The sequence below is a fragment of the Streptacidiphilus jiangxiensis genome (genome assembly GCF_900109465.1).
GTDB lineage: Bacteria > Actinomycetota > Actinomycetes > Streptomycetales > Streptomycetaceae > Streptacidiphilus > Streptacidiphilus jiangxiensis.
The window spans coordinates 123,425-137,383 of record NZ_FOAZ01000023.1 but is presented as its reverse complement, the minus strand read 5'-3'; the positions used below and the strand labels follow the sequence as shown (position 1 = coordinate 137,383).

The window sequence follows — 13,959 nt, the reverse complement described above, 5'->3', positions numbered from 1 at the left end:
TCCCGCACACCACCAGGTCGAACCCGGCCTGCTCCACGGCCTTCGCCAGCACCAGCGACGTCGCCAACGCGTCCGAACCGTGCAGATCGTCGTCGTTCACGTGCACGGCCTTGTCCGCACCCATCGACAACGCCTTGCGCAGCGCGTCCTTCGCGTCGTCCGGACCCACCGTCACCACCGTCACCTCGGCGCCGTCACCGGCCGCCTCCGCGATCCGCAGCGCCTGCTCCACCCCGTACTCGTCCAGCTCGGACAACAGGCCGTCGACCCCGTCACGGTCGGTCGTGAAATCCTCCGCGAACCGACGGTCACCGGTCGCGTCCGGCACGTACTTCACACAGACAACGATCCTCAAGCTCACGACCTGTCTCCTGTACTCGGTGTACTGGTCACCTTTGTTACCGAAGGGTAGCTTACGCCTCTCACCTTCGGAGCCATCCTCCACCACCGACCTCAAGGCGCAATAAGCGCCATGCGCCCGCTGCGTGTGAGATCGACCCTATTGACGGTCCGGTCGAGGGTCGGACGTGACACGGGGCAGCCCCAGCGGGCACCATCTGCTGTCGGCAACTTACGCTGACGTAACCGTAGGCTCGGGCATCGCCCGCTGAACGTTGGGCTGACTGTGGCAGATCTCGTGTACCCGCCGATCATCGGTGCGGCCAAGGCCGCGTTCCGCGGCCTGGACCTGAAGATCGAGATCGAGGGTGCGGAGAACGTACCGCGTCACGGCGGCGCCGTGCTGGTCAGCAACCACGTGAGCTACCTGGACTTCCTCTTCGCCGGCCTCGGCGCCTACAAGTCGGCCAAGCGCAAGACCCGCTTCATGGCCAAGGACGAGGTCTTCAGGCACAGCATCTCCGGTCCGCTGATGCGCGGCATGCACCACATCCCCGTGGACCGCTCCGACGGCCAGCCGGCCTACGACGCCGCCGTCAAGGCGCTGCGCGCGGGCGAGGTCGTCGGCGTCTTCCCCGAGGCGACCATCAGCCGTTCGTTCATGCTGAAGAAGTTCAAGACCGGCGCCGCCCGCATGGCCGCCGACGCCGACGTGCCGCTGCTGCCGGTGGTGCTCTGGGGCACCCAGCGGCTGTGGACCAAGGGTGTGCCGAAGCACCTCACCCGCCGCCACACGCCCGTCAGCATCATGATCGGCGAGCCGATCGTGCTGACCCCGCAGGACCGTCCGGTCATGGTGACCCGGCGCCTGCGCGAGGCGATGGGTGCGCTGCTGGAGCGCGCGCAGCGCGACTACCCGGACCAGCCCGCCGGGCCCGAGGACCGCTGGTGGCTCCCGGAGCACCTCGGCGGTACCGCCCCCACCCCGCAGCAGGCCGAGGCCGAGGACGAGCAGGCCGCCGCCGAGAAGGCGGCGCAGAAGGAAACCCCGAAGGACTGAGCGCGAAAACGGGCGGGAACCGAGTGACGGGGTTCCGCGTCGGATCGGCAACCGATCCAGGAGGACCGATGCACACCACCCTCACCTCGCGCTCCCTCACCACCCTCGGCGCGGCCGCCGTCGCCGCCACGCTGCTGCTCAGCGGCTGCTCGTCGACGGCCAAGAGCGCCACAGCGACGAGCTCGGCGCCGTCCGTCTCCGCCGCGCCCTCCGTGCCGTCCGCGAGCGGCTCCGCCACGGCCGGTGGCGGCACCGGGGCGACCACGCCCGCGTCGGCGACCGGCTCCGCGGCCGTCGTGGTGCACAACGCGGACAAGGGACGCACGATCACCCTGCACACCGGCCAGACCCTCGAGGTGGTGCTGACCGGCGGCTACTGGCCCGCCCCCGTCAGCAGCTCCGAGGCGGTGCTGAAGGCCTCCGGCGCACCCAGCTACCTCTCCCCCTCCCCCAGCCACGGCTGCCCGCCCGGGGTCGGCTGCCGCCCGCAGCAGACGGACTTCACCGCGGTCGCCCCCGGCACCGCGACGGTCAGCGCCACCCGCACCAACTGCGGCGAGGCGATGCGCTGCACCGACGCGAACGGCAAGTTCACCATCACCGTCACCGTGGTGGCCTGACGGACCGACGGCCTGACCCGGGTGCGGGTCCGGTCAGGCCAACATCCGCGCCGCGTGGAGCCGGCTCGCGTGTTCGACCAGGGCGATGAGCACCTTCTTGCCCGAGTCGCGCTCGCGCGCGTCGCACAGGATGACGGGCGTGTCGGGCTCGAGGTCGAGCGCGGTACCGATCCGCTCGACGGCGTGCTGCCGCGCGCCGGTGAAGCAGTTCACCGCGACGACGAACGGGATGCCGCGCCGCTCGAAGTAGTCCACGGACGGGAAGCAGTCCTGGAGGCGGCGCGTGTCCGCAAGCACCACCGCGCCGAGAGCGCCGTGCGCGAGCTCGTCCCACAGGAACCAGAACCGGTCCTGGCCGGGCGTGCCGAAGAGGTAGAGCGAGAGCCCCTCCCGGATGGTGATCCGGCCGAAGTCCATCGCCACGGTCGTGGTGGTCTTCTGCTCGACCCCGCCGAGGTCGTCGACGCCGCGGCTCGCCTCGGTCAGCAGCTCCTCGGTGCGCAGCGGGCGGATCTCGCTGACCGCGCCGACCAGAGTGGTCTTGCCGACCCCGAAGCCGCCGGCGACGAGGATCTTCAGGGCGAGTGCGGGTTCGTCGTCGGCGGCCGACGTCGGGGCGGGGGCGTGGGCGTCAGAGTGCGCGGAGGCCATTGATCACTTCTCGCAGGATGCGCTCGTCGGGGAGCAGGGCGGGCGGGACGGGTCGGCTGACGCGGATCAGGCCCGCGTCCAGCAGGTCGCCGAGGAGCACGCGGACGACGCCGACCGGCAGGTCCAGCTCGGCGGCGATCTCGGCGACGGACTGGGCCTGGTAGCGGCACACGTTCAGGATCGCGGCAGACTCCGGGGCGAGCCCGGGATCCTCCCCGTAGGGGCTGTCCGGCCCGTACGGGGTGTCCGCGACGACCATGGCGATCAGGTCGAAGGCCTCGCTGGCAGGCCTGGTCCGACCCCTGGTCAGGGCGTAGAGGCGGACCATCGGGCCTGCCTCCTCGTCGAACCAGTTCGGTTCCATGTCGCTCAGCCCTCAGCCCGCCGAGGGCGTGTCCACCGCGCTGCGCGGTGGGGTGTAGAGGTGCTCGCCCACCCGGCGGACCAGGCGGGCCATCTCGTAGGCGATCAGGCCGATGTCGGCGTCCGCGCCGGCGAAGACCGCCAGGCAGGTGCCGTCGCCCGCCGCGACGACGAACAGGAAGCCGCCGTCGAGCTCGACCATGGTCTGCCGGACCTCGCCCGCGTCGAAGTGGCGGCCGGTGCCCTTGGCCAGGCTGTGGAAGCCGGAGGCGACGGCGGCGAGATGCTCGCCGTCCTCCCGGCTGAGCCCCGCCGAGACCCCGAGGGCGAGGCCGTCGCGGGAGAGCACGACGGCGTGCCGGACCTGGGCGACCCGGGACACGAGCTCGTCGAGCAGCCAGTTCAGCTCACCGGTGTGGTTCATCGTCGCGGCCATCCGCGGCGCTCCTCTCGAAATCATCGAAGTCTTCGTGGGACCGCTCGTCGCGCGGGTCCTGCTGGTGCAGGCGCAGATGCCGACCCGAGCCGCTGCCGGCGTTGCCGCCGAAGCCCCCGTCACCGTGGCCGCCACGGCCCCGGTTCAGGCCGTCGCGCAGCGCGGACATGGTGGCTCGCGCCTGCTCCGGGCTGCGCTCGGGCGTCGCGCGGCTCGCACGCGAGGGACGGGTCCGCTCCTGCGGGGGCGCCTCCCGCAGTTGCACGGCGAGGCTCGCCTGCCGTACCCGCCGCGGCAGCTCCTCGCCGTCGGCGGGACCACCCGCCTGCGCCGTGCGCCGCACCGGCAACGGATCCCCGCCGGTGGCGGGGGCGTCGGCCGAGCGACCCGGGGAGCCCGGGGAGGCGGCCGCCTCCACCCCACGCGGCGCGCGGGGGCCCGCCGTGGCGGGCCCGCTGCCCGCAGCGCCGTCCCGGGCGACGACCGGCCGCCCGAAGGGCGCCGGGGCGACGGGCTGGGAACCCGGCACGCCCGGAGCGCCACTGTCACCCGTTCCTCCCGCCACGCGCCCGAAGGGCGCGGGTGCGTCGGTGCCGGGGCCGGCCGCGGGCTCGCTGCCAGCAGCGCTGTCGCGCGCGACGGCCGGCCGCCCGAAGGGCAGCGGGGCGTCGGAGCCGTCGAACTCGTCGATCTCGTCGTGCAGGGTTCCGCCGCGGCCCCGGGCCGCCGGGGTGGCGGGCGGCGCGGGGTGGGCCGGTGGCCGGGGCACGGCCGCCGCGAAGGGGTCCTGGGTGGCGGGGTCCGGCGCGGAGGGCTGGACGGGAGGCAGGTCGAGTTCCGCGTCGAGAGGAGCACGCCGACGCGGACGGCCGGTCTCCAGCAGTGCGCTCGGCAGCAGCACCACGGCGGTGGTGCCGCCGTACGCGGAGGGCCGCAGCGAGACGCGGACGCCGTGGCGCCGGGCCAACCTGCTGACCACGAAGAGCCCGAGCCGGTCACTGTCGAACAGGTCCGCCTGCTGCGCGTCGGCGATACGCCGGTTGGCCTCGGCGACGGCCTCCTTGCCCATGCCGAGCCCGCGGTCCTCGATCTCCACGGCGTAGCCCGCGCCGACCTGCTCGCCGGAGACCAGCACCTTGGTGTGCGGGGGCGAGAAGCCGGTCGCGTTCTCGACCAGCTCGGCCAGCAGGTGGGTGAGGTCGGCGACGGCAGCGCCGACCACCGCGACGCCGGGCAGGCGCCGGACCTCGACGCGGGAGTAGTCCTCGACCTCGGCGACCGCGGAGCGGACCACGTCCAGCAGCGGCACCGGCTTGCGCCAGGCCCGGCCGGGCGCCGCGCCGGAGAGGATGATCAGGCCCTCGGCGTGGCGGCGCATACGCGTCGTCAGGTGGTCGAGCCGGAAGAGGTCCTCCAGCTCGGCGGGGTCCTCGGTGCGCCGCTCCATCGCGTCCAGCAGCGTCAACTGGCGGTGCACCAGGACCTGGCTGCGCCGGGCCAGGTTGACGAAGACACCGGAGACTCCGGACAGCACCTCGGCGCGTTCCACCGCGGCCGTGAGAGCGGCGCGTTGGACGGTGTTGAGGGCCTCGCCGACCTGGCCGAGCTCGTCGTCCCCGGCCTCGACGACGGGCGCCTCCGCCTCGATGTCGATCTCCTCCCCGGCGCGCAGGCGCCGCATCGCGGCGGGCAGGCGGCGGCCGGCCAGATCCAGCGCGGAGTTGCGCAGCCCGACCAGCTCGACGACGAGCCCGCGGCCGATTCGGACCGAGATCACCAGGGAGAGCAGGACGGCGGCCAGACCGAAGAGGACGGCGGCGCCGTTCTTGGTGAGCGCGCCGAGGCTGTACGGGTCGACGTTGGAGCCAGCGGCGGTGCCCGCGCCGGTCAGCACGGTGTCGAGCTGCTGCTGCACGGTGGTGGCGGTGGGGACCCAGGCGCCGCCGGCCGCCGTCACGGCGCGGGTGCCGCCGCCGGAGGCGCGGACGGCGTCCTCCAGCTGGGCCAGGGAGCGGGCGGGCTGACCTCCGGTCACCTGCCGGTAGGCGGCGAGGTCGGCCGGGCGCAGGTCGGGCGCGGCAGCGTCCTCGAGCGTGTGGCGGGCGTAACGGGCGCCGGTGAACTCCTGGTACTGCTCCGGGGTCATCCGTCCGGCGGCCTGGGCCGCCTGGACGGTGGCGTCCTCGCGGGCCAGCATCTCGCGGGCCTGGGAGAGTTCGAGCACCACCCGGGCGTCGGAGGCGATGCCGCTGTTCTGCACGCCGGTCGCGCCGCTCAGCGCGCCGACGACGCCGAAGCCGCCGTCGACGACGCCCGCGTAGGCGTCGGCCGCCGCGGCCCAGTCGAGCTGGTGTCCCTCGACGCGGGTGCGCAGCTGCCGCAGCGAGCCGGTGGCCGACGTGAGCGCGTCGAGGCGGGCGGGCAGGGCGGCGGCGAGGCCGACGGCGTCGGGTTCGCCGCGCAGGATGTCCCGGCCCATCGCGGTGACGGCGGCGTCGGTGGCCCTGGCGCGGCTGTTGTACGCGTCGAGCCGGCCGGGGTCGGGGGCGGCGAGGTAGGCGAGCGCGGCGGTCCGCTCGGCCTGGACGGCGGTGACGGTGCTGTCGACGGGCTGCAGCAACGTTTCGTCGACGTGCTTGAGCCGCATCAGCGAGTCGATCTGCTGGGCGGTGGTGACGGTGGCGAACCCCCACAGTGCGAGCAGCGAGACGACCGGCACCATCAGCAGGGAGACGATGCGGGCGCGGACCGTGCGGGGGCGCAGCCGCAGGCGGAGGGCGAGCGGACCGCTGCGGTAGGCGGGCGGGCGGCCCTCGTCGGCGGGCGGTCCGGCGTGCGCGGGGCGTGGCCGGGGGGCGACGCCGGCCGAGGTCGTGCCGGTGGCGGAGGTGGTCGCGCCACCGCGGGCGGAGGTGGGGGCCGTCACTGGGGCACCACCGGGAGGTGGCGCAGACCCTCGGCGCTCGCGCTGGCCGCGCGTTCGTGCGTGGTGGGCGAGAGGGCGACGAAGGCGGAGGTGAGGAAGAGGTAGGAACCGAGGCCGACGGCGAGCGGGAAGATGAACTGCATCAGCGTCGCGCCGTGCAACGGCGTGGTGGACGGCTGGACCTGCACGAGCACCGCGTCCATGCCGGTGTAGTGCATGGAGCTGACGGCCAGCCCCATCACCAGCGAGGCGCCGGCGGCGGCCACCGGCCCGGAGATGTTGAGGCCGGCCCAGAGCGCGGCGGTCGAGGCACCGATGGCGATGAGGACCGAGACCACGACGGCGACCGGCTGGTAGCTGATCCGGCCGTGCAGGTCGAGCGCCAGCATGCCGATGTAGTGCATGGCCGCCACGCCGAGCCCGGTGGTGGTGCCGCCGAGCAGCAGCGAGCGGTACTTGTGCTTGCCGTAGCCGACCGCGAAGGCGCCGAGGCCGACGAAGACCACCGCACCCAGCAGGCTGAGCACCGTCAGTGGCACGTCGTAGCGGATCTCGGTCCCGGTGACGGTGAACCCGAGCATCGCGACGAAGTGCATCGTCCAGATCCCCGAACCGATCGCGGAGGCGCCGGTGATCAGCCAGTTGCGCTTGGCACGGCCGGACGACCCGACCGCGCGCACCATGCAGCGCAGCCCTAAGGCCGAGCCGAGGACGGCCATCAGATAGGACAGGATCGGCGTCAGCCAGCCGTACCCCAGCTCGGTCATGCTCCCCATGGCGCCCATGCGGCAGCCCCTCCGTAACGCTCGTGGCAGAACGGAGTGGGACGCTACTGAGCGGATTCACCCGATTACGCGGACTCGGGCAAAAGCGCCGCATCGCGGCACGAGGTGTGCTGAACTAATGAGGCATATGCCTTACCGCGTTACTGGAGCACTCCCACGGCCCGGGCGATGACGAGGGCCAGGGTCAGCAGCGAGATGGTCGACTGGGAGAGCATCAGCATCTTCGCCCAGCGCGACAGCGGCATGGTGTCGGTGGGGCTGAAGGACGTCGCGTTGGTGAACGCCACGTAGAGGTAGTCGAAGTAGAACGGCTCCCAGTCGGGCCGGGCGATCCCCTCCTGCTGCATCTGCGGGAAGAGGAAGTCCGGGTGCTTGTGCACGCCGCCGGCGCGGGCGATCGGGCCGCCGCGGTCCCACTCCCAGTACCAGAGGCTGTAGGCGATGATGTTGGTGATCCAGATCCCGCCACCGGTCATCAGCAACTGGACGGGCGTGATCCCCGCCGAGCCGTGGATCAGGTCGCGCACCAGCAGCACCGCGGACCAGCCGTTGGCAAGGCTGACGGCCGCGGCCAGCAACAGGCCCAGCACCCGCACCCGGTTGCCGGACTTGGCGATGTGCCGGTGCGGGTTGACCAGCAGCAGCGCACCCATGAGCAGCAGTTCGAGGACGGGCATCAGCCAACGCGGATGGATGCTGAGGCGCTCCGGCAGGAACCACTGGATGGTGATGGCGACGAGCAGCGCGGCCGTCACGGACCAGCGCTGCTCGCCCTCGGTCCGTCGGAGCCACGCGGGGAGCAGGTACTCCTCGTCCGAGTCGCCGTCGCCGTCCGGTGCGTTGTTGACGTTCTCCTGAGCGTTCACGGCGCACATTGTGCACGGTCAGGGCATGAACACGGTCAGGGGGCGTCCACTCGGAACGGATCGTGCTCGGAGAGCAGCTTGTCCAGGCGGGCCTGGTCGATCCGGGAGGTGTAGCGGGTCTCCTCCTGGCGGTCGCGGATGACCTTGGCCAGGGTGAAGGCGGAGGTCACGGTGTAGAGCATGCCGAGTCCGAGGAACGCGCGGATCCAGCCGTCGACGTGGAGGTAGGCGATGCCCACGGTCAGGGTGGCGAGAGCGATGGAGAAGGAGGCGACCGCCTGGGCGAAGTACGCCCCGGTGGTCCCCTGTCTGACAGGTGGTGTGTTGGCCATGTGCGCAGGATGCGCGCGGCGGGCCGGGACCGCATGAGTACCGGTACTCAGATCCGTCGCCGATTGCAGGCCCTACCCTCGATCCCGTGAACGAGAGCAGCACACCGGCGGGCACCCGCGAGTACCGCACCGAGGAGCTGGCCCGGGCGGCCGGCATCCCCCTGCGCACCCTGCGCTTCTACCGCGAGCGGCGCCTGCTCCCGCCGCCGCGCCGCGAGGGCCGCATCGCCTGGTACAGCGAGGACCACCTGGCGCGCCTGCGGGTCATCGCGGACCTGCTGGAGCGCGGCCACACCCTCGGCGGCATCGCCGAGCTGCTCGCAGCCTGGGAGTCCGGCCAGGACGTGGCCGAGCTGCTCGGCCTGGAGGCGGTGATCGGCGCGCCCTGGTCGCAGGAGACCGAGGTTGAGGTAGGCGTCGAGGAGCTGGCGGCGGCGTTCCCCGGGGAGGTGGACGAGGACTCGCTCAACGCCACCCTGGAGCTCGGTTACCTGCGGCGTGAGGGCGACAGGCTGGTGCACGTCAGCCGCCGGCTGCTGGACGCCTCGGCGGCGCTGGTCGCCGAGGGCGTCCCGCTGGCCGCGGTGCTCACGACCGCGCGCGGCGTGCGCGCGAGCGCCGACGCCCTGGCCGACCAGTTCGTCGAGCTGATCGTCGAACAGCTCCTGCCCGACCTCGGCGAACCCCTCCCGCCGGGCGAGCCGGCCCGCCTCGCCGAGGCCCTGGACCGGCTGCGCGACGTGGCCCGTACCGTCGTCGACGTCGAGTTCGCGTTGGCCATGGACCGCCGGGTGCAGCGCGAGGTCAAACGCATCGGCGACGCCCGCCACGCCCGCTGACGCCCGGCATCCGCCCCCACGGTCAGTTGCACATCAGGGGCGCGGGGCTCTGCCGAGATGCGGCTCCGCGGCGTGGGCGCGACATGCCCCCATCCGTCGACCTGGAGATCCCGAGCGGAGGGCGTCCGCCGCATGGGGGCACCCGGCCGAAGACTGGGGGAGGGTTTCTCGCGCCCGCGCGGCGGAGCCGCAAGCCGGCAGAGCCCCGCGCTCCTGGAGGCTCCGCGCCGTCTAGGCGGGGATGCGGTGGAGGCGTTCCGGGGTGGCCTCCGGGCGGGTCTTGTGGAGGAAGGCCCGGCGCAGCGCGTGGTAGGAGTCGTCCGGGCCGTAGAAGTTGCGGTGCATCAGGGCCAGCTCCTCCGCCCGGTACCAGGCCAGTGGCGTCCGGCCCTCGGCCCGCCGCAGCGCCCCGCGCTTCGCCGCCAGGCGTCGGGGCAGGCGCGGGTCCACGGCCAGACCCTGCGCCAGGTCGGCGACGTGCTCCGGGACCCGCTCGGGCGTGCAGTCCAGGATCCGGTCCACCAGGCCCAGGTCCAGCGCCCGTTCCGGCCCCACCGGGAGCGCGTCGACGGTGAGGCGGCGCGCGTGCTCGCGGCCCACCCGGCGCGGCAGGGTGTAGGTCCAGAACTCCGAGCCGTGCAGACCCATCAGCCGGTAGTGCGGGTTCAGCACCGCGCCGCGGCGCACCCACACCTCGTCGGCGGCCAGCGCCAGCATCAGCCCGCCCGCGGCGGCGTTGCCGCCCAACGCGGCGACGGTCAGCTTGTCGCGCGTGGTCAGGATCGCCTCGACGAGGTCGTCCATCGCGTTGATGTTGGCCCAGGACTCGTGCGCCGGGTCGGCGGCCGCCTCGATCGCGCCGAGGTGGATCCCGTGCGAGAAGACGTCGCGGTGCGCGCCGAGCACCAGCACCCGCGTCGGGCGGCTGCGCGCGTACCGGTAGGCGGTCAGCAGGCGGCGGCAGTCCGTCGTGCTCATGGCGCCGCCGGGGAAGGAGAAGCGCAGCAGGCCCACCGAGCCGTGCTCGTGGTAGCGGACCGTCGCCCAGGTCTGCCGCTTGTGGTGCGGGCGCAGCGCGACACCGATCTCCGGGACGCCGCGCAGCAGGCCGGCCGCGCCGAGGACGGTCGCCGCCGGGGCCTTCGCGGTCGGCGGCCCGTCCGGCAGCGCGCGGCGCGGACGCAGCGAGGTCAACCACACCGCGCCGTCGACGGTGGCCCGGCAGACCGCGCCCTCGCGCGTCGCCAGCAGGGTGCCGGGTACGCCGCGCAGCTCGTCCTCGGGCTGGCCGCCGTGCAGGTAGTAGGCGCGTCCGCCGAGGGTGTCGAGCACGCCCGGGCTGGAGTCGGCGGTGCGCAGCTTGCGGGCGACGGCGTCGGTCCCCTCCGCCGTCCAGTCGATCGCCCGCTGGTCCTGCCGGTGGTAGGGCCTGGCCCGCCCCGGCGGCGCGGGCGCGGGCACGAACCTCCGCGAGGCGACCCGTTCCACCGCGCGCAGCACGGCCGCTGACGCGGCGTCCGCGAGCTCGTTGCGGTACAGGTCGCTCTTGGCGATGCCGCCGGCGTCGGCGTGCTCGGGGATGTCGAACTCCTCGGTCGCCCAGACCGGCCCCGCGTCCATCTCGGCCACCGCCTGCAGCACGGTGACCCCCCACCGCCGCCGCCCCTGGGCGAGCGCCCAGTCCAGTGAGGACGGCCCCCGGTCCCCCGGGGGGCCGGGATGGACGATCAGGCAGACGTGCCGCGACCACACGTCCGCGGGGATCGCGCTGGTCAGCATCGGCGCGACGACGAGCTCGGGTCGATGTCTGCGTATCGCCTCGCGCAGCTCGGACTCCCCTCTCGCCCCGCCGCCGAGGTCGAGCGAGACGGAGATCTCGTGGCGCTGGTAGGCGAGTTCGACGGCGACGCGCTGGGTGAGGCTGTTGAAGGCACTGGCGTGCAGGAGGATCCGCATGGTGTCCCTCCGGTGCGGGCGGGACGCCACGACACGGTCCCGCATATGCCGCCGTCCCTACCCGCGCCCCACAACCGGCACGCCCGGCTCCGCCGGGCGCCCAGCCGCAGATCGGGACAGGCCCGCACCCCTTCACGCCCCTTGACGGCCGATGTCCGCTCCCGCAGGTCGTTGCACCGTCCAGGGGCGCGGGGAACTTACCGCGCCCCAATCGGCTCAGGCCGAGGGGTACGGCTCCGGGCGGTACTTGCCGAGGAAGCGCTCCGCGATGACCGTGCTCCAGGGGCGGGCCAGCTCGTGGAGGCGGTGGGTGCCCTCGCGGCCGAGCGCCTGCCAGGGGGCGAGCGAGAGGCGGTCCGTCAGATCCTCGATCTCCTCGCGGAGCTCGCGGCCGCGCAGCGTGAGGCCGCCCTCCTCGGTGAGGAGGTGGCGGTCGTGGAGGCGCTGCTCCGCGGCCTCCCACTCGGCGTCGGACCAGCCGCGGCGCGGCTGGATGGAGGAGCGGCGCTCGCGGCCCGCGGCGACCGCGTTGACCAGGACCTCGACCGCGTCCAGGCCGGAGGCCAGCAGCGCGGTGTTGTGGCCGTCGCCGCGCCACTCGCGCAGCGTGGTGACCGTCTGCCAGAGCTTCAGGTGCGGCGCCTCCGGCAACGGCAGCGCCGCGTTCGCCGCGCCCAGCGGGCGGCCGGCCGACGTGCACGCGGCCGCGGCGACCGCCGCGAGCTCCGCGGCCTCGGCCATCTCGGCGGAGTCGAGCGCCTCCGCACCGAGTGCGTCGCGCAGGGCCGCGTCCGCGGCCTCGAGCCGGAGCGCGAGAAGCTCCTCCGGCGTGCCTGCCGCGCGCACCTTCGCCGTGTTGGTGGCGACCATGCTCGGCTCGAAATGGAAGAAGACCGCCTCCACCAGACCCTCGGACGCCGCACCGAGCGGCGCCGCGCGCCCGGCGAAGTACGCACTCCAGGCGTCGAGTCCGAGTGAGCCGAAGACACCCACCGCGGCCGGGCTGAACACGATGGCCGCGTAGTACGGGTCGAGGCCGTCGCGCATGGCGCGCGCGGCCCGCAGGTCGAACGGTCGAGTCGTCATCGCAACAGAGTAGGGGGCGGCGACCCACAAGAGGTTGACTTCCTAAACCTTTCTTGCCTAAAGTTTCATTCAGAAACTTCATGTACTGAACTATTTCCGAAGGACGCCAGCTCCATGAGCACCCCCCTGTCCGCGAGCGCCGCCGCGCCCACCGCACGGCGCGGCAGCACGCCCCTGATCCTCGCCCTGGGCCTCGCGGCGATGGTCGTCTCGATGGCCCAGACCCAGGTCGTCCCGATCCTGTCGCTGCTCGCCCGCGACCTGCACGCGAGCAGCTCCGGCGTCAGCTGGGTGACCACCGCCACCCTGCTGTCCGCCGCTGTCTTCACCCCGCTGCTGGGCCGCGTCGGCGACCTCTACGGCAAGAAGCAGACCCTGATCGCCGTCCTCGGCGTCATGGTGGCCGGTTCGCTGCTGGCCGCGACCACGACCTCGCTGACGCTGCTGATCATCGGCCGCGTGCTGCAGGGCTCCGCGACGGCGATCTTCCCGCTGGCGCTGTCGATCATCCGTGACCAGGTGCCGCACGAGAAGCTGCACGGCGCGATGGCCCTGGTCAGCAGCACCCTGGCGTTCGGCTCCGGCCTGTCGCTGGTGATCACCGGTCTGCTCACGCAGGGCTCGAACCCGAACTACCACTCGGTCTTCTGGGTCTCCACCGCCCTGTCCGTGCTGGCGCTCGTCGCCGTCGTGTTCCTGGTCCCGAACCGCGGCCACGCCTCGGGCGGACGGATCGACTACCTCGGCACGCTGACCCTGGCCGGCTTCCTGGTCCTGCTGCTGCTCGGCATCTCCCAGGGCCACGACTGGGGCTGGACCTCCAGCAAGACGCTCGGCTGCTTCGCCGGCTCCGCCGTCGTCGCGGTGCTGTGGGTGCTGGTCGAGCGCAAGGTCGCCTCGCCGCTGGTGGACCTGCAGATGTTCACCCACCGCCAGGTCGCCTTCACCAACCTTTCCGGCCTCTTCATCGGGTTCGCGTCGTTCGCGCAGTTCATCGGCATCTCCTACCTGGTGCAGATGCCGCAGCAGATCGCCGGCTACGGGTTCACCGCGTCCGTGCTGCGGGCCTCCGTCGAGTACCTGCTGCCGAGCTCGCTCATCGCCCTGATCGCCGCGCCGATCGGCGGCATCCTGGTCCGCCGGATCAGCGCCCGCTACACGCTCGCCATCGGCGCCGTGATCGGCTCCGTCGGCTTCGCCTGGCTCGCGTTCTCGCACGGCAACAGCGCCGGCGTGATCCTGGCCGGCCTGCTCACCGGCACCTCGATCGCCTTCGGCTACGCGTCCATGCCGGCCCTGATCGCCGCCAGCGTCCCGCTGGAGCAGACCGGCATCGCCAACGGCATCAACTCCATCTCCCGCTCGGTCGGCAGCTCGATCGCCTCCGCGGTGGTCACCTCGCTGCTGGCGTCCAAGCTGATCCAGGGCCTGCCCGCGGGCGTGCCGCCACTGCCGCAGGAGAGCCAGTTCACGATGAGCTTCGTGATCGGCATGTCCGCCCTGCTGCTGACCGTCCCGGTCGCCCTGCTGGGCCTCAGCAAGGCGCACAAGCCGCTGGGTGCCCCGGTCGCCTCCGGCGGCACGGCCGACGCGACCGCCACGACCGACGCGCCGGAGCGCGAGGAGCAGTCCGTCAAGAACTGAGACAGCGAGAACGGGCACGGATCGTGCCCGCATGGCCCGTGCCGCCCCGTTCCTCC

14 protein-coding genes are annotated in these 13,959 nt (G+C 73.1%); 4 read left to right on the top strand and 10 right to left on the bottom strand.

Annotated features, from left to right (window positions below):
* A partial coding sequence (locus BMY61_RS34575; protein ID WP_425314716.1) for an electron transfer flavoprotein subunit beta/FixA family protein occupies positions 1–361 on the bottom strand: 361 nt, incomplete at its 3' end.
* 264 nt (positions 362–625) lie between these two features.
* On the opposite strand from BMY61_RS34575, the gene BMY61_RS34570 reads away from it, so the two are divergent.
* Both BMY61_RS34570 and BMY61_RS34565 read left to right on the top strand, forming a co-directional pair.
* The gene (locus BMY61_RS34570; RefSeq protein WP_042461086.1) at positions 626–1,399 is read left to right on the top strand and encodes a lysophospholipid acyltransferase family protein; all 774 of its coding nucleotides are present in this window, start codon (positions 626–628) and stop codon (positions 1,397–1,399) included.
* 68 nt (positions 1,400–1,467) lie between these two features.
* Positions 1,468–2,019, top strand: a complete 552-nt coding sequence (locus BMY61_RS34565; RefSeq protein WP_042461085.1) for a hypothetical protein — start codon at positions 1,468–1,470, stop codon at positions 2,017–2,019.
* A 33-nt stretch (positions 2,020–2,052) separates the two neighbouring features.
* On the opposite strand, the gene BMY61_RS34560 is transcribed toward BMY61_RS34565, so the two are convergent.
* The 7 genes from BMY61_RS34560 to BMY61_RS34530 all read right to left on the bottom strand — a co-directional run bounded on the left by BMY61_RS34560 (position 2,053) and on the right by BMY61_RS34530 (position 8,378).
* Entirely contained in the window at positions 2,053–2,670 is a 618-nt protein-coding gene (locus BMY61_RS34560; RefSeq protein WP_082015709.1) for a GTP-binding protein, read from the bottom strand.
* Complete coding sequence (locus tag BMY61_RS34555) at positions 2,651–3,034, bottom strand: DUF742 domain-containing protein (protein ID WP_042461083.1); 384 nt, start codon at positions 3,032–3,034, stop codon at positions 2,651–2,653. The genes BMY61_RS34560 and BMY61_RS34555 overlap by 20 nt, the downstream gene beginning before the upstream one ends.
* Positions 3,035–3,046: 12 nt before the next feature.
* Positions 3,047–3,469: a roadblock/LC7 domain-containing protein gene (locus BMY61_RS34550; protein WP_143094673.1), complete on the bottom strand. Its 423-nt coding sequence runs from the start codon at positions 3,467–3,469 to the stop codon at positions 3,047–3,049.
* Positions 3,441–6,395 carry a nitrate- and nitrite sensing domain-containing protein gene (locus BMY61_RS34545; RefSeq protein ID WP_143094672.1) on the bottom strand — a complete coding sequence of 985 codons (2,955 nt, stop codon included), beginning with the start codon at positions 6,393–6,395 and terminating at the stop codon, positions 3,441–3,443. Before BMY61_RS34545 ends, BMY61_RS34550 begins: the two co-directional genes overlap by 29 nt.
* The gene (locus BMY61_RS34540) at positions 6,392–7,171 is read right to left on the bottom strand and encodes an MHYT domain-containing protein (RefSeq protein WP_042461100.1); all 780 of its coding nucleotides are present in this window, start codon (positions 7,169–7,171) and stop codon (positions 6,392–6,394) included. The genes BMY61_RS34545 and BMY61_RS34540 overlap by 4 nt, the downstream gene beginning before the upstream one ends.
* 149 nt (positions 7,172–7,320) lie before the next feature.
* Positions 7,321–8,046, bottom strand: a complete 726-nt coding sequence (locus BMY61_RS34535) for a hypothetical protein (RefSeq protein ID WP_201777658.1) — start codon at positions 8,044–8,046, stop codon at positions 7,321–7,323.
* Between the two features lie 35 nt (positions 8,047–8,081).
* Positions 8,082–8,378: a YiaA/YiaB family inner membrane protein gene (locus BMY61_RS34530; RefSeq protein WP_042461078.1), complete on the bottom strand. Its 297-nt coding sequence runs from the start codon at positions 8,376–8,378 to the stop codon at positions 8,082–8,084.
* Positions 8,379–8,464: 86 nt separating this feature from the next.
* On the opposite strand from BMY61_RS34530, the gene BMY61_RS34525 reads away from it, so the two are divergent.
* On the top strand, positions 8,465–9,217 hold the full coding sequence (locus tag BMY61_RS34525) for a MerR family transcriptional regulator (RefSeq protein WP_042461075.1): 753 nt from the start codon (positions 8,465–8,467) through the stop codon (positions 9,215–9,217).
* 231 nt (positions 9,218–9,448) lie between these two features.
* On the opposite strand, the gene BMY61_RS34520 is transcribed toward BMY61_RS34525, so the two are convergent.
* Positions 9,449–11,173 (bottom strand): enoyl-CoA hydratase-related protein, encoded by a 1,725-nt coding sequence (locus BMY61_RS34520; protein ID WP_042461065.1) that lies wholly within the window; start codon positions 11,171–11,173, stop codon positions 9,449–9,451.
* Positions 11,174–11,389: 216 nt separating this feature from the next.
* Positions 11,390–12,259: an SCO6745 family protein gene (locus tag BMY61_RS34515; RefSeq protein WP_042461096.1), complete on the bottom strand. Its 870-nt coding sequence runs from the start codon at positions 12,257–12,259 to the stop codon at positions 11,390–11,392.
* A 114-nt stretch (positions 12,260–12,373) separates the two neighbouring features.
* Here BMY61_RS34515 and BMY61_RS34510 point away from each other — a divergent pair, with 114 nt between their 5' ends.
* Positions 12,374–13,903 (top strand): MFS transporter, encoded by a 1,530-nt coding sequence (locus BMY61_RS34510; protein WP_042461062.1) that lies wholly within the window; start codon positions 12,374–12,376, stop codon positions 13,901–13,903.
* Positions 13,904–13,959 lie beyond the last annotated feature (56 nt).

What these genes read in the sequence shown, in the direction of transcription:
- BMY61_RS34530 (WP_042461078.1), bottom strand. Translation starts at nt 8,378, where the DNA reads ATGGCCAACACACCACCTGTCAGACAGGGGACCACCGGGGCGTACTTC.
- BMY61_RS34510 (WP_042461062.1), top strand. Translation starts at nt 12,374, where the DNA reads ATGAGCACCCCCCTGTCCGCGAGCGCCGCCGCGCCCACCGCACGGCGC.
- BMY61_RS34540 (WP_042461100.1), bottom strand. Translation starts at nt 7,171, where the DNA reads ATGGGGAGCATGACCGAGCTGGGGTACGGCTGGCTGACGCCGATCCTG.
- BMY61_RS34515 (WP_042461096.1), bottom strand. Translation starts at nt 12,259, where the DNA reads ATGACGACTCGACCGTTCGACCTGCGGGCCGCGCGCGCCATGCGCGAC.
- BMY61_RS34560 (WP_082015709.1), bottom strand. Translation starts at nt 2,670, where the DNA reads ATGGCCTCCGCGCACTCTGACGCCCACGCCCCCGCCCCGACGTCGGCC.
- BMY61_RS34550 (WP_143094673.1), bottom strand. Translation starts at nt 3,469, where the DNA reads ATGGCCGCGACGATGAACCACACCGGTGAGCTGAACTGGCTGCTCGAC.
- BMY61_RS34565 (WP_042461085.1), top strand. Translation starts at nt 1,468, where the DNA reads ATGCACACCACCCTCACCTCGCGCTCCCTCACCACCCTCGGCGCGGCC.
- BMY61_RS34555 (WP_042461083.1), bottom strand. Translation starts at nt 3,034, where the DNA reads ATGGAACCGAACTGGTTCGACGAGGAGGCAGGCCCGATGGTCCGCCTC.
- BMY61_RS34520 (WP_042461065.1), bottom strand. Translation starts at nt 11,173, where the DNA reads ATGCGGATCCTCCTGCACGCCAGTGCCTTCAACAGCCTCACCCAGCGC.